The following is a 23,518-nucleotide window of genomic DNA, read 5'->3' as shown; positions in this document are numbered from 1 at the left end:
TCTGTAGAGTAGTGATCGAAGCCGGCCTTGTCTCCAGCCGCTGGCAGACAGGGCTTACCACCTTGAAGCTAGCTTGAAAGCAAGCCGGTTAGGCCACATTTTGCATGATCTTATGTGTGTGTCGTCGAGGCATGCACAGTCTCCGAAAGCTGACAGATTTCTGCGGTATGATTCGCGCCTTTCACTCAACTTTTGGTTCTCAAGTGTTTCCGGTTTCGGCCACCCCTCCCGCGCGGGAAGGTTTGCTGGAAGCAATGCATGCATTGGCGGAATGTTGCGCAAAATCCAGAATTTCCTTAGGGGCACGCAAATTTGTGCGCTGCATGCATCATTGCCGTCTTGACGCGGGCCGGTCCTGTCAGGAGAAATACCGGAATGGCGTTTCTGGCACATATCTTCCGGCTGATCAGGGTGGCTGCTGCATTTGCAGTGATCCTTTCGCTGGGATTTGCGCTTCCGTCCGCCGCGCATTCCCTCGCTGGCCATCACGGTAGTGCGGTAGTTTCTCATAGTGGGGGCAGCCACGCCGATGCGGCCATCTCAGGCGCGGCATACGACGCTTCCCATACCAGCGCACACGATGGACCGGTCGCTCCCTGGAACGCTGCTGATACCGGAAACTGCTGCGCAGGCGCCTGTATGGCCGTTGCGGTGATTTCTCTGCAGCCGGATTCAACCTTTGTTCAGCAGCCTATCCGCTGGGTAATGGCTTCCGCCCAGCTTCCCTCACAGGACCAGGTCAAGGTCTTGCGTCCTCCAAGAACCTGAGATCCTGAACCGCCACAGCGGTCATTGAATCTGTTCTGTGCTCTAGCACAGAATTTCTACAGATTTTTCTCAGGAAAACCACATGAAGTCTCTTTTTCTGGCCGGGGCGGGCGCCCTGCTGCTGGGGGCGTGCGCCAGGACACCGGCGGCACTGCCCGATACCGCAGCCTTGCAAACTGCCGCCGCACCTTCCGGTCCATACCGTTCCTTAAAGTACCAGTCTCCCCTCAAGGGGTTTGAAAACTACGAGCCTAGCGGCCCCGCCTCCTGGCGTGGTGTCAACGAGCAGCAGCAGGAGAACCACTGATGACGGCAAAAACTTGGCGCGTCCTTCTGGCGCCGCCCCTGGTGCTGGCCGCCTGCTCGGCTGCGGTGCCGGAGAAATACACCAGCCCGCAGGCCGGGTTTCAGGAAGTCGCCCGCCAGACCTCTGCCGCCATTGGCAAGCGCACGGCCTTCGCCCAGACACAGGCCCAGAATGAGGCGCTGGCCAAAGAGGTCCGGCAGCTGGTGCAGGGCAAGACGATCTCTGCCGATACCGCGGTGCAGGCTGCGCTCTTGAACAACAAGGGGCTGCAGGCGTCTTACGCTGCGGTTGGCCTTTCAGCAGCAGAGGCCTGGCAGCAGATGACACCGGAAAACCCGGTGGTTTCGATCGGCCTGATGGGGATCGGCGCACCGGAGCTGGGCCTGTACCGGGCGCTGGAATCCACCATCGCTGTGAACCTGCTGGACGTGAAGACCCGCAAGCAGCGCATCGCCGTGGCTGAGGCGCAGTTTCAGCAGGCCCAGCTGAACGCGGTGAACGATACTCTGGCGCTGGCGGGGCAGACCCGGCAGGCTTGGATCAATGCGGTGGCCGCCTTTGAGCGGCTGAGCTATCTGCGCCAGGCCAGCGGAACAGCGGCAGCGGGGGCGGAGCTGGCCAGCCAGCTGGGCAAGACAGGTGCGCTGAACAAGGCGGGACAGGCGCGGGAGTTTGCCTTTAATGCAGAGCTTGCGGGGCAAGTAGCCCGCGCCCGGCTGGAGGCAAAGCTCGCCAAGGAGGAGCTGACCCGGCTGATGGGCCTGTGGGGCAGCGATGCCAATTACTATGTGCCGGATGCGCTGCCGCCGCTGCCAAAGTCCCTGCCGCGGGTTTCGTCGATCGAGACGGCGGCATTGCGGAACCGGGTTGACCTGAAAGTCGCCAAGCTCGGGCTGGAAGCGCAGGCCCGCGCTTTTGGCCTGACCGACCGGACCCGGCTTGTCACCGACCTGGAGCTGATTGCCGGTGCCGAGGCAGAGCGCGAGCGCGAGGACGGGGAAACCCACACCGAAACCCTGCCGCAACTGGAGCTGGAGTTCGCAATTCCAGTATTCGACACCGGCAAGGCGCGGATGCGCAAGGCTGAACTCTCCTACATGCAGGCGGCCAATACGTTGGCGGAACGGGCGGTGAATGTCCGCTCGGAGGCCCGCAGTGCTGAGCTAGCATATCACTCCTCCTATGAGATCGCGCGCCACTACCGGGACGTGCTGGTGCCCCTGCGCAAGTCGATCGAGGAAGAAGGGCTTCTCAGCTATAATGGCATGATCACCAATACCTTCGAACTGCTGACCGATGTGCGTGAAAAACTGGCAAGCTCGCTGGAAGCGGCCAACGCCAAGCGCGACTTCTGGCTGGCTCAGGCAAATGTCAGCGCCGCGATTTACGGCGGCGGTTCCGGCTCAGCCCCGCAGGGCGGAAGCGTGGAAATCGCCGCGGGCGGCGGCGCAGGCCATTGAAAGGATCACATGACATGATGAACAGACGTCAACTGCTTGGGGCCGGCGCCGCGGGTGCTGCGCTGGTGTCCAGCCAGGCCTGGGGCAAGACCGTGAACATGGGCCTGCCCGAAGCCGCCAGCATGGACAGCGCGGCAACCCAGCCGCCGCTGTCGCCCTCCACCGGGCCGGACTACAACCCCGTGGTCACCCTGAACGGCTGGACGCTGCCGTTCCGGATGAACAACGGGGTGAAGGAATTCCACTTGGTCGCCGAACCGGTCGAGCGGGAGCTGGCCGACGGCATGATCGCGCATCTGTGGGGCTATAACGGCCAGTCCACCGGCCCCACCATCGAGGCGGTGGAGGGCGACCGGGTGCGGATCTTCGTGACCAACAAGCTGCCCGAACATACCTCGGTGCATTGGCACGGGATGATCCTGCCCTCGGGCATGGACGGGGTCGGCGGCCTCAGCCACCCAGGCATCCCGCCGGGCAAGACCTTTGTCTACGAGTTCGACCTGATCAAATCCGGCACCTTCATGTACCACCCGCACGCGGATGAGATGGTGCAGATGGCGATGGGGATGATGGGCATGTTCATCGTGCATCCCAAGGACCCGGATTTCATGCGGGTGGACCGGGACTTCCTGATCATGCTCAACGCCTTCGACATCGACCCAGGCTCCTATGTGCCGCGGGTGATGGAGATGACGGACTTCAACCTGTGGTGCTGGAATAGCCGGATCTTCCCGGACATCGACCCGCTGGTTGTGAACCAGGGCGACCGGGTACGGGTCAGGACCGGCAACCTGACCATGACCAACCACCCGATCCACATGCATGGTTATGATTTCGAAGTCACCTGCACTGATGGCGGCTGGGTGCCCGAAAGCGCACGCTGGCCGGAGGTGTCGATCGACATTCCCGTCGGCGCCATGCGCGCCTATGAGTTCGACGCGGTGCATCCGGGCGACTGGGCGATCCACTGCCACAAGTCGCACCACACGATGAACGCGATGGGCCATGACGTCCCGACCTTCATCGGCACCGACAAGCGCAAGCTGACGGGCCAGATCCGCAATCTGCAGCCCGAATACATGCCGATGGGCACCGCCGGCATGGCCGACATGGGCGAGATGTCGATGCCGCTGCCCGACAATACCGTGCCGATGATGGCTGGCTGGGGCCCGTACGGGCCGCTGGAGATGGGCGGCATGTTCTCGGTCGTGAAGGTGCGCGAAGGCATCGATGCAAACGACTACAGCGACCCCGGCTGGTACGAGAACCCGCCCGGCACCCAGGCCTATGAGTGGACCGGCGAACTGCCGGACTTTGCCCGCGCCGAAGACGCGCAGACCCGCATTACCCCAAAACCAACCGCCAAAGGCTGAACGGCCTCAGGCACCCACCCAAACCTCACGAGGAGACAGACATGAACAAGATCCTTTCCGCAGCCCTGATTGGAGCTCTATCCGCTGCGCCGGCCCTTGCTGGCGGCACCCACGGCGGCGGCCATGGCGGCATGGAAGTGGGCAAGCCCGGCGATGCCGCCCATGCGGACCGGGAAGTCGCCGTGACCATGAAGGAAACCGATGACGGCGAGATGCTGTTTGAGCCGTCGAGCTTTTCCTTTGCCAAGGGCGAGACGGTGAAATTCGTGATCACCAACGCCGGCGAGCTGGAGCATGAGTTCGTGCTGGACACGGCAGAGCGCAATGTCCACCACAAGGAGCTGATGGCCAAGATGGAGATGGAGCATGACGACCCGAACTCGGTGCGTCTGGACCCGGGCGCCAGCGGCGAAGTGGTCTGGACCTTCTCCAACGCCGGCACCTTCGAGTTCGCCTGCCTGATCCCCGGCCACTACGAATCCGGCATGCACGGCCCGGTTGCCGTGCTCGAAGGCAGCGGCGGCACCTTCACCGCGGGAACGGTCAAGAAGGTCGATCCCAAGTCCGGCAAGGTCACCATCATCCATGAGGAGCTTGTGGATCTGGACATGCCGGCGATGACCATGGTGTTCCGGGTCGCCGATGACACGATGCTGGAGCAGCTGAAAGCCGGCGACGCCATCGAATTCGTCGCCGAACGGGTCAAAGGCAAACTGACCCTGACCGCCCTGAAATAACCGGTGGCGGAGGCCGCCCGCCGGCCTCCGCCTTTTTCAAACCCCAGCGGTCCCAGCCAGCGCCCAGGAGCAGAAAAACACTTACTTTTCGGCGCCGCTGGTGAACATCAGACAACAGGCAATCATTCCCGCGATGCTGGATCTGCATTCTCTCACACACGACGCCGCGGGCGCTTTCGGGTTCTGGTATGATGATACCGCGCCCGGATGGCTGCACCCGGTGATGCATCTGGTTCTGGTGCTGGCGCCCGCGCTGCTTGTGCTGACCCTGGCAGGTCAGGCCGCCTGGCTGCTGCGCCAGCGTTTTCTGCGGCGGGCGGCACCGTTTACGCCACCCCAGTTACCGGCAGGCGGTCTGGAGCCGGGACTGCCACGCCATATCCTGCGCACGACCGGTAAGCAGCAGACGGTCCTAGTTCTGCTCAGCCTCAGCGCGATGCCGATCCTTTACCTGACCCTGGAATTGCCAAAGCAGATCGTGAACCGGGTCTTCGAAAGCGGAGACGCCGCGATTCCGGTCCTGAGCTTCGAGGTCTCGCAGGTCTCGCTGCTGTTTCTGCTCTGCGGCGGCTATCTGGTCGCGATTTCGCTCAACGGGCTCAACAAATACTGGCTGAACATCCGCAAGGGCCGGGTGGCTGAAAGCTTCGTGCGCCGGCTGCGGCTTGCTGTCTACCGCCAGTGGAGGCAGGATCAGCCCGCGCAGCGCCAGCCTGCCATCATGCCGGTTCTTGGACCCGAGGTTGAACCTGTCGGCGGCTTTGCCTCTGAACTGCTGACCGTCCCGCTGCTGCAGGGCGGGACGCTGGCGACGATCCTTCTGTTCATGTTTGTGCAGGACCCGATCCTTGCGGCGGCCGCCCTGACGGTGCTTCCGCTGCAGCTGATCATCGTGCCGCAGCTGCAGCGGCGGGTGAATGCGGTGTCCCGCAAACGGATCCGCGAGATGCGCCTGCTGGGTGAGAATCTGGACCGGGACATGCGGGCTTCGGGGCAGGGCGCGCTGCCGGTTGCGCGCAGTTTCCGGCAGCTGCAGGACCTGCGGCTGCAAATCCACCGGCTGAAGTTCCTGGCCAAGGCGATCAACAACTTCCTGACCGCCCTGACCCCGTTCCTGTTCTACTCCTTGGGCGGCTATTTCGTGCTGCAGGAGCGGGTTTCGCTGGGCGCGCTTGTGGCGATGCTGTCGGCACACAAGGAGTTTTCTTCGCCGCTAAAGGATCTTTTCCGTTTCTATCAGCAAAGCGAGGATGTGCGGATCCGCTACCAAGAGATCCGCGCCTTCGCATCCGGCTCCCGCGGGGAGCCCGGACCGGCGGAGGCCAGCCAGCATCAGTATGGCCCGAACCCGGCTCACGGCAATTCATTCACCTATGAAAGAAAGAGACCCTCATGAATAAGATTCTCGCCATCCTCGCGGCCGCAGCCGTGGCAGCGGCGGCGGCCTATTTCGTCTACAGCAGCGCCGGCGGCAACGATGCAACTGCGCAGCGCGCCGTTCCGGAGCCCGGCGCCCCGCTCGCCGAGGTTCAGCTGCCGCCGGACCTGAGTGAGGCCGCAAAGATCGGCAAGCGCGCCTTTGACGCGGTCTGCGCCGACTGCCACGGTGACAATGCCGCGGGCCGCAACGGCATGGGGCCGCCGCTGGTCCACAAGATCTATGAACCTTCGCACCATGGCGACGCCGCCTTCTTGCTCGCAGTCCGCAACGGCGTGCGCGCGCATCACTGGGATTTCGGAAGCATGCCTGCTCAGCAGGGGCTGACCGATGGCGACGTCAAAGGCATCACCCAGTACGTGCGGGAGCTGCAGCGTGCCAACGGCATAAATTAATTCGCCGGATGGCCAGGTCAGAGGCAATGTGGATGTGGGATCAAGGTGCGGCCTCCCCGGCCAGCCGGTCAAGTTGTTTAAGCACCGCAAACTGCGCAAGAGCGGCGGTGATGGCCGCCGCAAAAACCGCGGGCGTGGCGATCAGGCTGGCGAGGATGGCGCCCAGCAGGGGTGAGAGGGCGGCAGGTGCAGCGAAGGTGTTGAACCACGCTGAATAGGCGGGACGCCGGTCATCGGGCGAGATTTCCATGAGAAAGCTCAGGTAGCTGATGGTCACGCCATTCATCATTGCGCCGATGACAAGATAAAGCGCCGCAAAGCCCAAAATTCCCGCTCCGGCGGCGAGCAGGGCAAGCATGAGGGCGGGCGCCATGAGGCGGAGGAACGTCACGCACCACAATAATGGCAGTTTGCCCATGCCGTCGCCGATGCGGCCCCAAAGCGGGTTCGAGACCAGTGCTCCTGCGGTCTGCGCGGCCAGGAGCGTGCCAACCCCGGCCAGCCCGATCCCGCTTTCACGTGCAGCTACGATGTAGAAGGGCAGCGCCATCAGCGTGGCGGAGCCAAGCCAGTGAAAGATCAGAAACAGGCGGAACGCGCGGTTCTGCCGGAAGGTGACCAGCCCCTCGCGCAGAAAGTCAGCCGCTCCCGCGCTCCGGACGGCGGGACGCCTGCCGGGCGATGAAGGCGGCTCTCCGGCCGAGACAAACAGTGCTGAGGATAGGAACATCAGCGCCGAACCCAGCGCAAACATGAACGCATAGGCCTGCAACGGGGGCATCACTTCGAGGGCCAGACGCAGCGCCCCCGCGGCGGCGATGGCGAGCAGCCCGCCACCGAAAAACCGCCACGCCAGCATCCGGCTGCGGCGGTTGGAGGGGATCGCACGCCCTACGATATCGTTGTACGGAACCGCAACGACGCCGCTGACAAAAGCATAGGCCGTCCAGAGCGCAAGAAAGCCAGCGGCGAGCGGCTCCGGCGGCCAGTCAACTTGCGGCCAATCCGCTCCACGCCAGAGCAGAAGCGCGATGGCTCCGGCTGCTGCAGCCCGGCCAAAAGCACCAAAAACATAGAACGGCATCCTGCGCTTGGCGCGTTCGGCGAGGTATCCCACCGGCAGCTGCGGCAGAAGCCATCCCAGCCGCAGCACGGCGCTGGCATAGCCGACGGCCAGCGCGCTGCCTGTCAGCATGTGGGTCAGGCTGGCTACAACTGTTGCGCTGTCCACTGCCGCGGATCCGCCCTGAAAAGCCGCGCCCGCACCGGCAATCCGCCAGAACCCCCGCCGGCGTACGGCTTCTTGCGCTTCATGGCCCGGCATTGCCTGTCTCCGCCTTTACACGGGCATGGCGGATGTCGAGACCCGATTGCCAAAGCACAACAAGCCCGATGCCGACCACAAGAATAATCGTGAGGATATAGCTGAAAAGGATCATCAGAAGCGCAGGCTCGTCAGCAACCCCAAGCGCCTTGAGCGCAAAGCCCGCACCGAACACAAAGCCCGCCGGGATCCGCACGAACCGCCCGAGGACCATGGCAAAGCCTGAGAATACCATCAGAAAGAGGTAGTCCCAGGGCCTCAGGAGCACTCCCACCGCAAGTCCCGCCCAAAGGAAATGCGTCGCCGCCACCAGCTTGCCCGCGACGGCCGCGATGATAGCCGCGATGCGCCGCGCGCGCGCCCTTGGCCAGACGATGCCCGCGCCTAGCGATGCCCGCAGCCCCGGACCGCTCGCGCCCATGCGTTCGGTGATCCAGTCGAAGAGACGGCAGATCAGCGGTTCCTCGCGGTTGAAGAGGTCACGGAAACGAAAGAGCACCCAGAGCAGCCCGCCGAAGAGCAGCAGATTCAAGGCACCCGCAACGCTAAGACCGAGGCGCAGATCCCCCTCAATCTGCGGAATGCGCCCTGCGGCAGCCACCGCTCCGGCAAAAAGCGCGAACACGACTCCGTCGAGAAACCTGGCGATGACTGCTGTCGAAAGCACCGTGGCCATTTTTAACCCGTGCAGGCGCGCGACCAGCCAGGCCCGCACCAGCGGGCTGACGCCCAGCGGTACAAGCACGTTCACGCCGTACCCAGCGAGCAGCGCACCTGTCAGTGGCAACGAACCGACCGGTTTCACATCAAAGAGGATTTGCCGCCACTTCCAGCCGCTTAATACCTGTTCAAGCAGGATCGTGGCCGCCAGCACAGATAGCCAAACCGGGTTGGCCTGGCGCAGCCCGTCAAGGAAGCGTGCGAAGTCAAGGCTCCCGTACAGCCGGAAGATCAGCCAGAGCGCCAGTGCTGCACCCAAGACAGGAAGAAGCCAGCGTTTGATGAAAGGTCCCATGCAAATCCCGCTTGCCGGATATGCTACCCTCTGTATCATGGTACGGAGTCAATGGTTGATCCTGAGAGGAGGCTGCCATGGCAACTCTGACGATTGGAAAAGCCGCTCGTTCGGCGGGGATCGGAGTGGAAACTATCCGTTTCTATGAGCGCAAGGGGTTGATCCGCCAGCCGCCGCGGCCAACCGCTGGCGGTCCGCGGGACTATGGCGGCGGAACGCTGCAGCGGCTCAGGTTCATTGCGGGGGCCAAGCGGCTCGGCTTTTCGCTGGCAGAGACCGCCGGCCTGCTCGCGCTTCTGGAAGCGCCCGGCGCGAGCTGTAAGGACGTGCAGGCGCAGGCAAAAGCCAAGCGCGGCGAAGTTCAGGCCAAAATCGAAGGTTTAATCCGCATCCGGGATTCGCTTGACCGCCTCCTTGGTGCTTGCCCTGGAAAGGGAAGTCTTGCGGACTGCGCGATCCTCGAGGCGATTGAGAGTGCTGAGAACTCAGGAGGCACTTCCTGACAAGAGTACAAGTTGATGACGATGGTATGATAACTGGCTGTCAGGGACGGAAGCAGCTTCGCTGCCGCAGCGGATGAGTGCTTTCGTCAATGCCGTTCTCTGCCCGCCCTTTCCTGAATATGTTGACGGATAACCTAACTGGTAGAACAAAACGTTTTGAGGACTATGAGCGCCGCCCATCGGCTTCGTGCCGGAATGGGTGGCAATGCGCTGTGCAATGAATACATACTTCAGCATCAATATGCCTGCCTGGAAATTTGTCCGCAACACATTGGTTGTCAGTTGTGCAGGCCTGTTTCCGCTACTGCTGCTCTATATCGCCCTCACGCCGGGCTTCGGGGCATTGCTTTTGGAAAGTGGGCCCGCGTTCAGCCGGTTTCTGCGGCAGGTCGTGACAAATGGTGTACCTGTTGTATTTGCCGTCAACTACGTGAGCTTCTTTCTTTTTGCCGTAAGTACCGCCAAGCAGCGTGAAGCAGCCATGCAGGCCCGTATCCTCCTGATCGACCTGCCTGCAAGGGTCGTCATTTTCGTCCTGTTGCATGGAGTAATATATTTCATTTCGGCTGACTGGTTCGGCTCGTTCGGAGGGGATCACTGGCAGGCGTTGCAGGTGGTTGGGCCCACACTTGTCCGGTCCGCCTTCTTTGAGAACATTTCCGGTGTTTACCTTTACGCGACGCTGGTCAGCGCCTTGCCCCTATACGCAACAGTGATCGACAGCAGTCTTGAAAGGTGCTCCAGGCGATGGGAATGGCTGCGCGGCTTGGTATGCAAGCTGCCGGGCAAGCTCGGGCCGATCCTGCTTGCGCTGGTTTTCTTCGCAATATTCACGCTTGCTTTGACGGGTGCCGCAGCGGTGATCATGAATCTGCAATCGGTTTGGATCTGCAGCGGATGAGACCCGTGGCGCTATGGCGGGCGGGGCGGGCCCGGGCGGTGGCGGGCAATACTGCAACGGCTGGCAGCGCCGCCGCAAATGTGAACGCCGCGCTTGATGAGTGACCCGCCCCGAGTTTGCCTGTGGCAGCGGATCAGCGGCGCGGCGTTCATGCCCCGAAACCGGAATTTCGGGGCTTCTGGCGCGGCTTCAATGCCGCGCCGGTCAATTCGGCATGATGGCACCGATTGCGTACATTCCGTCAGCGCCCTTGAACAGCATAAGGGTGACTTTGTCGCCGGGTGCGACGTCTCCCATGATCTGCGCGCCGGCCTGCAGTGGCAGGTCCATCGTCATGCCGGGCCAGCCGATTTCGGGAATCGGGTCGTGGCTGACATTTGCGGAACCCTCGCTGATCGCGTTGAGGACGGCGGTGGCGTGTACTGCACCCTCGATCTGGCTCTCGCTCATGTGCATGCCGGAGTGATCCATGCCGTGGGTTGTTTGCGCGAAAGCACCGCTGGCGCAGAAGGCCAGGACAATGCTGGAGAAGGTGAGGTTCTTCATTGGTTTTCCTCTCATGGGTCAGAATTTGGTGCGTTTCATTCGGCCGGAACGGCCGCTTCGTCTGCTGCTGGAGGGGCGCTGATCTCACGATTGACGCGCCGCAAGGCCAACCGCTTCCAGATGACGAAGATTGCGGGGATGACGAAGAGCGTCAGCAGCGTCGCCGTGACCATGCCTCCGACCATCGGCGCCGCAATGCGCTGCATGATTTCCGATCCGGTGCCGTGGCCGTACATGATCGGGATCAGGCCGGCGAAAATCGTCGCAACCGTCATCACCTTGGGACGGACGCGCAGCAGTGCCCCTTCGAACACGGACTCCTCGATGTCGAATGGCGTCAGGCTTCGGTTTTCCGAGATCGCAAGTTTCTTCCTCTTTTCCCAAGCCAGGTTGAGATACAGGAGCATCACGATCGCAGTTTCGACGGCGACACCGGCCAGCGCAATGAAACCCACCAGCACGGCGACTGAAATGTCGAAGCTGAGGTACCACAGGAACCAGACCCCGCCTGCCAGAGCCACTGGCAGCGCGGCAAGGATGATGCCCACCTCGATCACGCGGTTGAATGCCAGGAACAGCATCAGCGTGATGAGCAGAAGTGTGGCAGGTGCCACCAGTGTCAACCGCTCTTGCATCCGCTGAATGTATTCGTACTGGCCCGACCAGGTGATAGAGTAACCTGGCGGGAGCGCTACCTCATCCGCGACGCGGGCGCGTGCCTCAGTCACGTAGCTGCCAAGGTCTCGGCCAGCGATGTCGATGAAGACGAAGCCGGTGCGCCGGGCGTTTTCGGACCGGATCATGCCCGGGCCGTCAACGATGCGGACCTCGGCAAGGGCACCAAGGGGGATGTGCGCCCCCGAGGGAGTCACAACCGGCAGACCCTGAAGGCGTTCAGGGCTGTTTCGCCATTCCTGCGGATAGCGCAGGTTGATCGGGAAGCGTTCGAGGCCCTCGACCGTTTCCGAGACCTGCATGCCCCCGATCGCTGTCTGCACGACATCCTGAACGTCACGCACGCTCATCAGGTAACGCGCGGCGGCTTCGCGGTTGACATCGATTTCGATGAAACGCCCGCCCACGGGCCGTTCGGCATAGGCCGATGCCGTGCCCTCGATCCCGGTCACGGCACGTTCGATTTCAACCCCGATCCCTTCGATGACAGAGAGATCCGCACCCGATATCTTCACCCCCACAGGGGTCTTGATACCGGTCGCCAGCATGTCGATCCGGTTCTTGATCGGCTGAATCCAAACGTTTGTCACCCCCGGCACCTGAACCGTGCGGTCGAGTTCCTCGCGGATCCGTTCCATCGTCATTCCCGGCCGCCATTCGGACTCCGGCTTCAACTGGATTGTTGTCTCGATCATTGTCAGGGGCGCGGGATCGGTCGCCGACTCGGCGCGGCCCAGCTTGCCGTGGACCGTCTTCACCTCGGGCACCGTTGCGATCAGCCGGTCTGTCTGCTGCAGGATCTCGCGCGCCTTGCCGATGGACACGCCCGGATACAGAGACGGCATATAGAGGAAGTCGCCCTCGTTGAGTTCCGGCATGAATTCGGTGCCTATCCGCTGAAGCGGCCACCACATCGAGGCGACCAGCGCCACCGACAGCAGCGTTGTTGCCCAGGGCCAGGCAACCGCGGCGTCGAGAAACGGGCGATAGGCCCAGATCACCATGCGGTTAAGCGGGTTTTTGTGTTCCGGCATAATCCGCCCGCGCACGAAGTACCCCATCAGGACCGGAACCAGAGTAATCGACAGGATCGCCGCCGCGGCCATAGCGTAGGTCTTGGTAAAGGCCAGCGGTTTGAAAAGCCTGCCTTCCTGGCTTTCCAGCACGAAGACCGGGAGGAAGCTTACAGTGATGATCGCCAGAGAATAGAACAGTGCAGGCCCCACTTCGGACGCGCATTCGCCGACGATTCGCCATCGGTTCTGATCGGTCAGCTTTTCCCGTTCCAGCCTGCGGTGCATTGCCTCGATCATCACGATCGCTGCGTCCACCATGGCGCCGATGGCAATGGCTATGCCGCCCAGAGACATGATGTTGGCATTAACGCCCTGCAGTTTCATGACAATGAAGGCCGCGAAGATCCCGAGAGGCAGAGACAGCAGGATCACCAGCGCCGAGCGCAAGTGCAGCAGGAACGCCGCACAAACGAGCACGACGACGATGAACTCCTCGGTCAGCTTGTCCTGCAGGTTGTCAATAGCGCGCTCGATGACGCCAGCGCGGCTGTAGGTAGTCACCAACTCGACGCCTTCAGGCAGGTTCGGGCGGATCTGCTCAATCCGCTCCTCGACGTTTTTGATCGTGGCAAGCGCGTTGCCGCCCCAGCGCAGGATCACGACGCCCCCCACGGCGTCGCCTTCTCCGCCGAATTCGCCAACGCCGCGGCGAAGCTCTGGGCCAAAGCGGATATCGGCGACATCTCCAAGTGTGACTGCCGCGCCTCGCTCGTTCACCATTAGAGGTGCGCGAGCGAGATCCGCCAGTTCATCGACATAACCGGTCGAGCGCACCATGAACTCGGCTTCGCCCATTTCAATGACACTGCCGCCGGTTTCCCGGTTCGCTGCCTGAATGGCGCCCCGCAGTTGCGGAAGTGTGATGTCGTAGGCACGCAGCTTGTCCGGGTCGACCACGACTTGGTACTGACGGACCATACCGCCGATGGTGGCGACTTCTGACACGCCATCGACGGTCTGCAGTTCGTACTTCAAAAACCAATCTTGCAAGGTCCGGAGCTGTGCCAGATCGTGGTTTCCGCTCCGGTCGATCAGTGCGTACTGGTAGATCCAGCCAACGCCGGTCGCGTCGGGGCCCAGCTGCGGAGACACTTCTTCAGGCAGGCGGGATGCGATTTGCCCGAGGTATTCCAGGACGCGGGTCCGCGCCCAGTAAAGGTCGGTGCCGTCCTCGAAGACAATGTAGACATAGCTGTCGCCGAAGAACGAGAAGCCGCGCACATCGCTAGCGCCAGGGACGGCAAGCATCGCGGTGGCAAGCGGGTAGGTGATCTGGTCCTCGACAACCTGCGGCGCTTGCCCAGGGTATGGGGTGCGGATGATCACTTGGACGTCCGAAAGGTCGGGGATGGCATCCACCGGGGTTTCGCGGATCGCCCATACCCCGGCAATTCCGATCATCACAGCAAGCGCAAGGATCATGAACCGGTTGACCAGGGAAAGACGGATGATAGCGGGTATCATTAGCTCACCTCCGGCACAGCTGTGATGCCGACCAGCGTCAGCGAGAAATCGGGGTTACGGCGGAACAGAAGGCCTACTCTCTCGCCGATCGGCAGGGTTGCCTGATCCAGGGTCTCATCCACCGCGAAATCCATGGTCATTCCCGGCATCCCGATCTCGGTCATGGCGTCATGGGTGATGTTCACCATGCCCCGCTCCGGATCCGCCGAGTTGATGGTGCCTGCGACTTTCATCGGGGCGATGACAGGTTCGGCATTCGCCAGCACCAGCGTCATCCCGTCGGGTCGGGCAAAGGTTAGGGTCATCTCGGTCCCAGTGGCCAATGCCGCCGGTTCCAGCTCCTCGGAGATGGGAAAGTCCATCGTCATGCCGGGCATCCCGAGTTCGGTCATCGGGGCATGGCTTATCGTCGCCGTGCGTTCAGCGGGGTCGACGGCGTCGATGGTGCCGCTGACGACGATTGGTGCCGCTGCCGCCATCTCGGTTTTCCCGGACGCCGGCGCCGCAGTGGCAGCTTTTTCCCGGACCGCGATAATGCTGAACATGCCCGCGTCGTTCTTGGCCAGATCGAACTCGACTGGTCTGTCCAGAACGACCGCCTCGGGATCCAGCCCGGCCACCTCGAACTCCATTTCCATTTCGGGCCAGCCAAGCGCCGGAATCGGATCGTGCGACACGGTCAGTGTGCCGTCCGGGTTCACCTCGTGGATCGTGCCAGTCCCCGTGGCGGCAATCCCGTCATCGGCACCGATCTCTATCAGTGCAAGAAGGTTATCCGCGCCCCGGGCAACCGTGAAAGCGATCCCGGAATCTTCGGCCAGATGATCAAGCGGCACATCTGCCCGCACTGGGAAAACGGAGGTCATTGCCGGCCAGTCGAGGCTGTCGAGGGGGCCGTGCTTGATCGTCGCCAGCCGGGTTTCGTGGTCCAGCGTGACAAGCCTGCCAGCGCCGTGCGCGGGCTCTTCGTCTGTTGGCGCCATGCGCATTAGACCGGCGCTGAGCGCGCTTTCGCTGTCAATCAGGAACTGCGCCGACGCGACGACTTCCTCACCCGGCGCGAGCCCTTGTACGATTTCAGTCCGGCCGCCCTCACCGAAACTGTCGCGCAGGCCGGATGTAACCAGCCGCGGTTTGAAGGTTCCTTCACCGGTCTTCAGAATCACGCGCTCGGCCGAACCGGTCCGGATGACCGCCTCGGACGGCACGGTCAGCGCTGTTCGTGTCCGGGACGGAACAAGACTGACGGTTCCAAACATGTTGGGCCGCAAAAGCCCCGCAGAGTTGTCGAACTTTAGCCGAACCGGCAGCGTGCGGGTTTTGGGGTCGAGTTCGGGATAGATATAATCGATTTCGCCTTCGAACGTGCGCCCGGCCAGATGCTCGAAGCGGGCGACCGCGCGCATGTCTTCGCTGAGCCGCGCGATGTCCCGCTCGAATACGTCAACGATCAGCCAGACAGTTTTCAAGTCGCTAAGTGAAACTGCAAGCGTTCCCGGCTGAAGGTACATGCCATCGGCAGCCGAAAGCGAGATCACGACGCCGTCTTGCGGAGCTTCGATCCTGATAGTCCGTGCAAGCTCGCCGCTAGCTTCGATCTCCGCAATCTGAGCCTCCGACATGCCGTGGCTAAGAAGCTTGTTCCGGGCGGCGTCGAGGATCCTGGCGTCTCCGGCCTTGACCGCGCGGACCAAATCTCCGGTCGCCGCGCTGATCACTGGCGAGAACATCTCGAACAGGACATCGCCTTTGAGCACGCGATCGCCGATGGCTCGGGTTTTTAGTTTCTCAATCCACCCGTCTGCACGGGTATGGACATGGCTCGTGCGATGCTCGTCGTACCGCACGAAGCCGACGGTCTCTATCCTCGACGATATGTCCGACATCCGTGAAACAGCGGTGCGTACACCGATTGCGTTGACCTCGGCCGGTGAGAGCGACACTTCAGCGGGATCACCTGCGGGCTCATGGCCGGCATAGACAGGGATCAGGTCCATGCCCATCGGCGATTTCCCGGGCTCGTCGCGCCGGTAGTTCGGATCCATCGGAGCAACCCAGTACAGGATCTCCGGGTCGCCCGAGGTCGGGCTTTCAGTGAGGTTGAGATATGTCCGTTCCAGAAGAACCCCGCCCACCGTTCCTGCGGCAAGGGCAAGGATGCTGAGCGCTGTGTAACGTCCGCGCATGATATCCTCCAGGCTGATCTTCCCGAAGCAGCCTACATAGTTGACAAATTACCGGCGCGTCTCATGAGCTCCGCCGGAAGCGAAATTTGTCAAACGTGCTTTGGAGGCCGGACCGGCGGCGGTGTTTCCAGGTGAACACCGAAATTACCCGCACCAGCTTTCAGGTGGAGCGAGGAGGCTGTCTGGGCTGCAGACGGGATGGCCGCGGACGGCAAGTCGGAGCTGAAGCATGAGCTGCCGATGCAACGGGAAGAAACCTGATCGTTTGCACAGCATGCAAGGTCAAGACTTTGCGATGGAGCCGCCAGGTGCAGGGAATGACCGGACCCGGAATGTGATGAGGGACTGGCTTCTTCCGCGAGGCTTTCCTGGTGCGGCATGTGCATGGCCATCGCTGACGTAAAATTCGCCGCAAAGGAGAAAGCCAGTGCGACGAGAATGATGGTCACGCGCCGTGCCAGACATATCAAGAATCTTCTGCCCACTGTCTGCATATAGCTGCGCTTTGTCTGGTTGCCAAGCTGTCCCGCTAAGGATCCTGTCTCCCAGAGTGCCGACCGCTGTCACAAACCGAGCGGCAGTTCACTTCGCGCTCTTCCAATGGGATGTGTTTCGTGAGTTGGAGCTGCTGGGGAACCTGGCGTGAGTTAGAGTGAGAAGAGGCCGCGCAAGGAACGTACCGGGAAGCTCGGTCAGATTTTGGAAGCTGGGCGTCGAGGCAAGAGTCCTTTCATTGTTACGAACAAAGCATCGGGTGCCCGCTTTTAGGATTTCGGTTTGCGCGATCCGTGATTTTCTATGCCTTTTGGGTTTGCCGTCGTTTCGTGCTGAGACTACGTGGCCTTAACGATGTGTGGGTGGAACGGGGTGTAATCTCCTCGTATGGATCTATCCGCTCGTGGTACAGGTGTTTCGGGTTTGATTTCGCTCTGTGGACACTCTCGGTGCATGCTGGAGCTGCGCAAACACCTCGCGGCTGCGACGACCATGTTTCCGCTCTCCTTCGAACCAGATCGGGCCAAAACTCGCCAGTTTGTACGCCGCCCGCAGCAAGGCCATGGATTCGCTGCCCTGGCAGGCTTTCGCACCGCTGCTTTCTCCCCCATGACCTGTTGCGCGTTGATGCGGCTCCAAGTATTGCGCTGGTTCAGCCACCGTTCACAACGTGGCACTGTCTACTTCCCATTCCGCTTTTCAGAGTTCCGCTTCGGTCTGGGTTTCGCAGAAAACCCGAAAGTGCTCTTCATCGTCCCAATCGTCTGCAACAAATTGCACCAACGAGCTCAGGTTGTCGGGATCCTGCACTGCGTCCAAGAGTATCTCAAAAGCTTCAGGGCTCTCGGCGGCATTGTAACGGGTCAAATAATGCTGGTCATTTTCGGCAATGTCTGAAGAAATCGAGACACCCCAGTTCACCTCCATATCACCATCGCTGTCTGCTTGTACGATTTTATCGACAAACAGGAACTGGGTGGACAGCCTGGCGATGGCAGATTCACGGCTACCGCACTCCCATACGTATTCAGAGAGTGCTTCCTCGCAGACCAGGTGGAGAAGATTTTCCGCGCGCATGATGCGGACAAGGTTTTCGTTCATCTGGTGGTTCACCTTTCATCCTGAATTTAGACTTGGGAGTAATGTGGGCGATGAGGTCGAAAATCCAAAGAGGCATTTGTCAGTTCTCCACAAGTCACGGGAGACATGAACCGCAGCCCCCGTTAACCTTCGAGGATCCCGCGCCGAGACCTGCTGCTGTTGCGGCAAGACCAGGGCAGGCTGCCTTTCAAGCCGGCCATTGCCCCCAGATGGCGCTTTCCCTTCTGTTCAACACAGGCATCAGGGCTCGATTAGCATGCAGGTTCCGTTACATCTTTGAAAACATTTGGTGATTGTCTTTATTTCATTGGCCGCCATACACCGAGGAGCTTGAAAATGCGATGTTCCTACCGCAGGCGGGGGCAGTGGCTCTGAAAAAAGTCATTTAAAATCAACGATGTAACGGTGTTACGCTGAGCGTTACACGCCTGTTACGGGGTTAAGTTATTGAAAATACTGGAAGTTTGTATGTATGTCTATGTATGTAACAAATAAATAGTTATATATATAAAGAGAGAAAGAGATATCCTGCCGGAGAGAGTAAGAGGTATACACTCTCCCCCGCCGTTACAGGCGTTACGGCGTTACGCTTTGTCTAAGCCATTGAAATTATTGAGGCGGTCCGTAACGCTCCAGCTCGATAAACATGAACGTAACCCCTGATATGTAACGCGGGGGTAGCTTCCCGCTGTACCGTGGCGACCAAATCACCGCCCTTCATGCACAGAGGGGATTGCGGATGTTTCCCAAGACGACGGAAGGCAGTTCTTCTGTCATCCGTACCAAGCGCACACTGCTGCAGACGCGGCATTCCCGGGTCGCCTTCCCGGAAGCGGAGGCCCGGTGAGGCGGTACAGCATACTTTGATGCTGTCGGCTGCAATGGCGTCAGCGAAGCGCAATAGGCGTGCATTACATGGTCCAGGCGCAAGTACCTATCTGCCGAAGCGCTTGCAGCGATGGCCTGCGGTTTCCACTATCGCCAGGGGATAGTCTTTCGTCTCCATGTGCGGCCTTTGGAATGCGGTTTGGTGATTTGGCGACTCTCATTGCGACCGGAGCAGGGGAGGGAATCAAATTTAGATCGATTGCCGTGAACATTGCGCGAACACGGCTGCACGGATTTTGCACGTGAATCACGTGCAGTTCCGCAAAGGTTCCCTGAAAACCGGGGAAACTCCCTGTTTTGCTGGCGCGGAAAAAAATTGAAAAAACGCCTTGTTTCTCTGGGTTGCGGCACATATACGGGTCAGCGGAGACGTGGCCGAGTGGTCGAAGGCGCTCCCCTGCTAAGGGAGTAGGCGGGAAACCGTCTCGTGGGTTCGAATCCCATCGTCTCCGCCATTTTCCTGAATTTTCAAGTGGCTGAAGAGTAACGCGACCAGGCGTCAGCGGCCGGTTGCGTCCGGGGATGCAGCTGAAAGCCCCTTGCACAGCGGTAGCCGCGCGCGGCGGAAGGCCTTGGTCCAGCCCCCGTCAGACGGTCACCCCTCTGACGGAAGAAATACCCGGCCTGCCGCGGCGGGGCTCAGAAGCGCAGGGACAGGCAGGACATGCCGCCGTCCAGCTTAGCGCAGTCGGTATTGTCGATCTCGACGATCTCAAAACCCGCGTTATCCAGCATCTCTGCGGTTCGGGGAAAGCCCGCGGCCATCAGAACCAGATTGTTGAAGCGGATGGCGTTGGCGGCAGCTTCCTCACCCTCAGCCACATGCAGAACCCGGTAGCCTTCAAAACAGCCGGAGGCGTCCAGGCGCTTGGTGGACAGGATCGTCTCCGCATCCATCAGCGAGCAGTCGGTCTTGAAGTGCAGCACGCCTTCCGGGGTGAAAACCTCGCGCAGGGCATAGCCCCATTCGGAGGCGATCTCGGCCAGTTCGGCAACGCCTGCGGCGTCGGTGCGGTCGGAGCGGCCGACCAGGATCTCCCTGCCGGTCACCAGGATGTCGCCGCCTTCGATGTGGCCGGGACCGGTGATCGCGCGGACATCGTCGTAACAGACACGGAGGGTGGGGGCCATTTCTGCCACTTCGCCCAGGCGGGAAGGCGCGCCGGGGCGCATCAGGATTGCGCCCTGGGGCAGGCAAAGGGCTGTGTCCTCGACAAACTGGGCGTCCGGGTAGGCTTCCAGGGGATCCAGTTCGATCACTTCGGCACCGGTGCTCCGCAGGGCGGCAACATATGCTGCGTGGGCCTTCAGCATCGATTCCAAGTCCGGGTTGCCAATATCCTCGGCGCGCAGGCCCTGCGCGATTGTGGAGGCAGGGCGGCGGGTGATGGCACGGGTGAACTCAAAGGCGGGGTTTCGCATGGGGTTACTCCTGGCGCGGACCGGATCCGGTGATTTCGATTTCAACAATTGAAGGGGTGCCGCGGCTGCTGGCTTCGCGGACGGCGCCGGCAACTGCCTGCGGCTCCCTCGGGACACGGGTGTAAGGGATGCCGAAGGAGGCGGCAGCGGGGCCGAACTCCGGCGGCGTGGGGTCGCAGCCAATCACGGGCACGTTCACGGCATCCATCGAAGTGGCGATTTCGCCATAGCCGCGGTTATTCCAAAGGACGAAGGTGACCGGCAGCTTTTCGTCCACGGCGGCCATGATCTCTGGCAGGGAGAACTGCGCGCCACCGTCGCCGGCAATGCAGATGACTTGCGCAGAGGGATCGGCAATCGAGGCGCCAATGGCCGCGGGGATGCCGTAGCCAAGCGCGCCGTATCCAGTGGCGGCGTTGAACCAGCCGCCGGGGCGGTCGTGGTCGTAGTAGAGGTTGCCGGCATAGACCGGTTGGGTGGAATCGCCGATCATCAGCGCGCCGGGCACTGCGTTGCGCATGGCGTTCAGCATCTCGACCTGGGCCCGGTACTCCGGGCCGATCTCTTCCAGGGCTGCGGTGCGGGTGTGTGCTGCGCGCACGGCGCCCTGGCTTCGCTTCGGCAGTGCAGGCAGAGCGCCGAGCAGGGCGGTTGCGGCCTCATCGGCGCAAGCGTTAATTGCGATCTCCGTTGCGTGGCGGGCCAGCTGGTCCGCGCATATGTCAATCCGGATCAGCCCGGCCATCCGGGCCATACCGCCGGTGGCATACATGTCGTAATCGGTTGGCCCCAGTTCAGTTCCCAATGCCAAGACGCAATCGGCGTCTTCAATCAGCGCGCGGACGGTCTGCAGGCTGGGGCTGGCCGGGACAGTTAGCGGGTGGCCGTGCATCAGGCCGCGGGCGTTGACTGTCTGCACGACGGGTGCGTCCAGATGCTCAGCCAGGGCCTGGAGGTTTGCGCCGGAACGCTTGGCGCCGCCGCCGGCCAGGATCACTACCTTGGCTGCTGCAGAGAGCCGGGTTGCGGCCTCGGAAATCTCGCCGGGGTCCAGCTGCGGCTGGGCAGCGGCTGGATCCCGCGGGCCAGCCTGCGCCGCTGTGCCGGCCACGTCCAGCGGGATCTGGATATGGGCGGGGCCGGGGCGGCCTGCGGAGAACGGGGCAAAGGCGCGGTCCAATGCGGATTCCAGGTCCTCGGGCCGGGCGACGTGTTCGGAGGCCAGCGCGACCGTTTTCGCCAGCGCATGCTGATCCGGCAGCTCATGCAGGTGGCCGTGCCCCTGTCCTAAGGTGCCGCTGGCGTTGACTCCGGAAACCACCAGCATCGGCACCGAGTCCGCGCGGGCCTGGGCCATAGGGGTGAGCGTGTTGGTGAGGCCGGGGCCAGTGATGACAAAGGCGACGCCAGGCTGGCCGGACACCCGGGCATAGCCGTCGGCCATAAAGCCCGCGCCTTGTTCATGGCGCGGGGTGACATGTCGGATGCCGGACCCAGCCAGGCCGCGGTAAAGCTCAACCGTATGAACGCCCGGGATGCCGAACACGCAGGTGACACCGCGCGCCTGCAGCCCCGCGACCAGAGCTTCGCCAACTGTTGCCTTGGTCATGCGACGCTCCTGGACTTGCGGTTTGCATGGGCCACTATCCGATCGAGAGCGGTGGCAAAGCTTTCGTCATCAATCGTCAGGGCAACACGCACCCAGTGCTTGAGACTTTCGCCGAAGGCGGAACCGGGCATCACGGCAACGCCGCTGTCGAGCAGGTCCCAGGCGTAGGCGTCGCCGTCCATGCCGGTGGCGGAAACGTCGACCAGGGCGAACATGCCGGCTTCGGGGCGGTGCACACGCAGGCCGGTTTCGCCATGCAGCCTCTGGACCAGAAGGGCTGCGCGGGAAGCAAAGCGGGACGTCATGCCAGGGGCAACGGAGGAACCTTTCCGCACGGCCTTTTCGGTCATGTCGGCAATGAAAGGCTGGTTGCCGAACAGCATCGTTTCGGACACTGGCAGCAAGGCGGTGCAGAAGTCCGCAGGCCCAACGGCCCAGCCGCTGCGGAACCCTGGCGCGGCGTGGGATTTGGAAATCGAGGAGACCGCGATCACCCGATCCGCCAGTGCCGGATCGGAGAGGGGGGAGACGAACTCCGCCCTCTCGAACACCAGATGCTCATAGACTTCATCGGAGATGATCCAAAGGTCATGCTGCACCGCCAGCTCACCGATTTCGCGCAGATCCTGAGCGGTCAGGATGGCGCCGGTCGGGTTGTGCGGAGTGGTCAGAAGGATGGCGCGGCTGCGCGGGGTGATGCGGGCAGCCAGGTCGCTGGCCTGCATCCGGAAGCCGGCTTCGGGCCGCAATGGCACCGGCACCATCTCCGCGCCGGAGGCACGGATCACGCCCTCGTAGGTGGCATACATCGGGTCGCCTGCCAGCACTTCGGTGCCGGGTTCGGCAACGCCCTGCAGCACTGCGTAAAGCGCGGTCTGGGTGCCAGGGAAGCACAGGATGTTTTCCGGCCCGAACTTCCGTCCGCGGCTGGTGCTGTAGGCGTCCGCCAGGGCCGCCCGCAGATGCGCCTCGCCGCGTCCGTCGGAATAACCGGTACGGCCCGCGTGCATCGCCTGCGCCGCCGCCTCAAGCAGTTCCGGCGGCGTGGGCACATCCGGCTCGCCGATGGTCATCTCCACAAGATCGGCACCGGCCGCGGCCATCTGCCGTGCTTTCAGGTGCACTTCCCATTTTCCGCCGCCAAGTCCGGCCAGCCGTTCGGTGATTGCTGTCAGCCTCATGCGGTTTCCGCCTCCTGCTCCAAATTCAAACCTGTAATCGCGGCAACGGAGTGCAGTCCGATCTCTGCCAGCTCCCCCGGCGCAAAGGCGTCCGGAAGGGCGCCGCCCTCCAGCCACAGCCCGTCGATCACCGCGTTGCAGGCAATCGCCAGCTGCCGCAGACGGGTGTCGCCGGCGGGGCGGCCGGCTTCCTGCAGTGCGGCTGCGATCAGCCCCTCCAGGAAGTCGCGGAAATAGCCATAAGTGCGTTCGTGGGTGGCCTTCATCTGCTCATCCTGCTGCACCTTGTTGAGAAAGCTTGCCCAAAGCGCGATGGACCGCGGGTCCACCACCGGCGGCGTCAGCGAGGCGTTCACAAAGGCAGTGAGCCGTTCCGACGCCGTGCCGTCTGCCCCCGCCGCGGGGGCAAAGGTCTGGTCGGTCATGGCGGTCATATGATGCTCATAGGCGGCGATGATCAGCTCTTCCTTGGAGCTGAAATAATGCCGGATCAGCCCTTGGGTCACGTCGGCCCGCTCGGCAATGCCCCGCACCGTGGCCCCGCGCACGCCGTTTTCCGCCACCAGTTCCAGCGTGGCGAGAATCAGCGCCTCCTTCCGGGCCTCGGCGGATTCGCGTTTGAATTTGCGGCGATCGTCGCTCACCTCAGCTCCT

19 protein-coding genes and 1 tRNA gene are annotated in these 23,518 nt (G+C 62.0%); 10 read left to right on the top strand and 10 right to left on the bottom strand.

Going from position 1 to position 23,518, the window contains the following annotated elements:
* The first annotated feature begins 375 nt into the window (after window positions 1-375).
* From ACTRWG_RS11350 to ACTRWG_RS11320, 7 genes are all read left to right on the top strand, one after another.
* A complete protein-coding gene (locus ACTRWG_RS11350) occupies window positions 376-768 on the top strand; it encodes a hypothetical protein (RefSeq protein ID WP_152612217.1) in 393 nt (130 codons plus the stop codon).
* Between the two features lie 82 nt (window positions 769-850).
* Entirely contained in the window at window positions 851-1,075 is a 225-nt protein-coding gene (locus ACTRWG_RS11345; protein WP_051357810.1) for a hypothetical protein, read from the top strand.
* Window positions 1,075-2,535, top strand: coding sequence for a TolC family protein (locus ACTRWG_RS11340; protein ID WP_027236571.1), 1,461 nt, complete (start codon window positions 1,075-1,077; stop codon window positions 2,533-2,535). The genes ACTRWG_RS11345 and ACTRWG_RS11340 overlap by 1 nt, the downstream gene beginning before the upstream one ends.
* A 14-nt stretch (window positions 2,536-2,549) precedes the next feature.
* Window positions 2,550-3,908, top strand: a complete 1,359-nt coding sequence (locus ACTRWG_RS11335) for a multicopper oxidase family protein (protein ID WP_027236572.1) — start codon at window positions 2,550-2,552, stop codon at window positions 3,906-3,908.
* A gap of 41 nt (window positions 3,909-3,949) precedes the next feature.
* Entirely contained in the window at window positions 3,950-4,645 is a 696-nt protein-coding gene (locus ACTRWG_RS11330) for a copper-binding protein (RefSeq protein WP_027236573.1), read from the top strand.
* 100 nt (window positions 4,646-4,745) lie between these two features.
* Window positions 4,746-6,041 (top strand): ABC transporter ATP-binding protein, encoded by a 1,296-nt coding sequence (locus ACTRWG_RS11325; protein WP_193747987.1) that lies wholly within the window; start codon window positions 4,746-4,748, stop codon window positions 6,039-6,041.
* Window positions 6,038-6,478, top strand: coding sequence for a c-type cytochrome (locus ACTRWG_RS11320; protein ID WP_027236574.1), 441 nt, complete (start codon window positions 6,038-6,040; stop codon window positions 6,476-6,478). Before ACTRWG_RS11325 ends, ACTRWG_RS11320 begins: the two co-directional genes overlap by 4 nt.
* Window positions 6,479-6,518: 40 nt before the next feature.
* Here ACTRWG_RS11320 and ACTRWG_RS11315 read toward each other — a convergent pair whose 3' ends face one another.
* Complete coding sequence (locus tag ACTRWG_RS11315) at window positions 6,519-7,802, bottom strand: MFS transporter (protein WP_027236575.1); 1,284 nt, start codon at window positions 7,800-7,802, stop codon at window positions 6,519-6,521.
* Window positions 7,789-8,817, bottom strand: a complete 1,029-nt coding sequence (locus ACTRWG_RS11310; RefSeq protein WP_027236576.1) for a lysylphosphatidylglycerol synthase transmembrane domain-containing protein — start codon at window positions 8,815-8,817, stop codon at window positions 7,789-7,791. The genes ACTRWG_RS11315 and ACTRWG_RS11310 overlap by 14 nt, the downstream gene beginning before the upstream one ends.
* A 77-nt stretch (window positions 8,818-8,894) precedes the next feature.
* On the opposite strand from ACTRWG_RS11310, the gene ACTRWG_RS11305 reads away from it, so the two are divergent.
* Together ACTRWG_RS11305 and ACTRWG_RS11300 are read left to right on the top strand one after the other, a co-directional pair.
* Window positions 8,895-9,320, top strand: coding sequence for a MerR family DNA-binding protein (locus ACTRWG_RS11305; protein WP_027236577.1), 426 nt, complete (start codon window positions 8,895-8,897; stop codon window positions 9,318-9,320).
* Between the two features lie 217 nt (window positions 9,321-9,537).
* Window positions 9,538-10,221 carry a hypothetical protein gene (locus ACTRWG_RS11300; protein ID WP_027236578.1) on the top strand — a complete coding sequence of 228 codons (684 nt, stop codon included), beginning with the start codon at window positions 9,538-9,540 and terminating at the stop codon, window positions 10,219-10,221.
* Window positions 10,222-10,425: 204 nt separating this feature from the next.
* On the opposite strand, the gene ACTRWG_RS11295 is transcribed toward ACTRWG_RS11300, so the two are convergent.
* The 4 genes from ACTRWG_RS11295 to ACTRWG_RS11280 all read right to left on the bottom strand — a co-directional run bounded on the left by ACTRWG_RS11295 (window position 10,426) and on the right by ACTRWG_RS11280 (window position 17,764).
* Entirely contained in the window at window positions 10,426-10,767 is a 342-nt protein-coding gene (locus tag ACTRWG_RS11295; protein ID WP_027236579.1) for a copper-binding protein, read from the bottom strand.
* 35 nt (window positions 10,768-10,802) lie between these two features.
* Complete coding sequence (locus ACTRWG_RS11290; protein WP_027236580.1) at window positions 10,803-13,982, bottom strand: efflux RND transporter permease subunit; 3,180 nt, start codon at window positions 13,980-13,982, stop codon at window positions 10,803-10,805.
* The gene (locus ACTRWG_RS11285; RefSeq protein ID WP_036797408.1) at window positions 13,982-16,168 is read right to left on the bottom strand and encodes an efflux RND transporter periplasmic adaptor subunit; all 2,187 of its coding nucleotides are present in this window, start codon (window positions 16,166-16,168) and stop codon (window positions 13,982-13,984) included. Before ACTRWG_RS11285 ends, ACTRWG_RS11290 begins: the two co-directional genes overlap by 1 nt.
* Before the next feature lie 1,194 nt (window positions 16,169-17,362).
* Window positions 17,363-17,764, bottom strand: a complete 402-nt coding sequence (locus tag ACTRWG_RS11280) for a hypothetical protein (RefSeq protein ID WP_027236582.1) — start codon at window positions 17,762-17,764, stop codon at window positions 17,363-17,365.
* A 1,253-nt stretch (window positions 17,765-19,017) separates the two neighbouring features.
* Here ACTRWG_RS11280 and ACTRWG_RS11275 point away from each other — a divergent pair.
* Window positions 19,018-19,107, top strand: a tRNA-Ser gene (locus ACTRWG_RS11275).
* A gap of 184 nt (window positions 19,108-19,291) precedes the next feature.
* Here ACTRWG_RS11275 and ACTRWG_RS11270 read toward each other — a convergent pair.
* Genes ACTRWG_RS11270 through ACTRWG_RS11255 form a run of 4 tightly spaced genes read right to left on the bottom strand, consistent with a single transcriptional unit; the run spans window position 19,292 to window position 23,508 of the window.
* Window positions 19,292-20,074, bottom strand: coding sequence for an arginine deiminase family protein (locus ACTRWG_RS11270; protein WP_027236583.1), 783 nt, complete (start codon window positions 20,072-20,074; stop codon window positions 19,292-19,294).
* A gap of 4 nt (window positions 20,075-20,078) precedes the next feature.
* On the bottom strand, window positions 20,079-21,683 hold the full coding sequence (locus ACTRWG_RS11265; RefSeq protein WP_027236584.1) for a 5-guanidino-2-oxopentanoate decarboxylase: 1,605 nt from the start codon (window positions 21,681-21,683) through the stop codon (window positions 20,079-20,081).
* Window positions 21,680-22,864 (bottom strand): pyridoxal phosphate-dependent aminotransferase, encoded by a 1,185-nt coding sequence (locus ACTRWG_RS11260; protein WP_027236585.1) that lies wholly within the window; start codon window positions 22,862-22,864, stop codon window positions 21,680-21,682. Before ACTRWG_RS11260 ends, ACTRWG_RS11265 begins: the two co-directional genes overlap by 4 nt.
* On the bottom strand, window positions 22,861-23,508 hold the full coding sequence (locus tag ACTRWG_RS11255) for a TetR/AcrR family transcriptional regulator (protein WP_027236586.1): 648 nt from the start codon (window positions 23,506-23,508) through the stop codon (window positions 22,861-22,863). Before ACTRWG_RS11255 ends, ACTRWG_RS11260 begins: the two co-directional genes overlap by 4 nt.
* Window positions 23,509-23,518 lie beyond the last annotated feature (10 nt).

This window comes from Leisingera sp. G5_S3_59_S7, from assembly GCF_054968485.1.
This window is presented reverse-complemented; position numbering and strand designations above follow the sequence as displayed.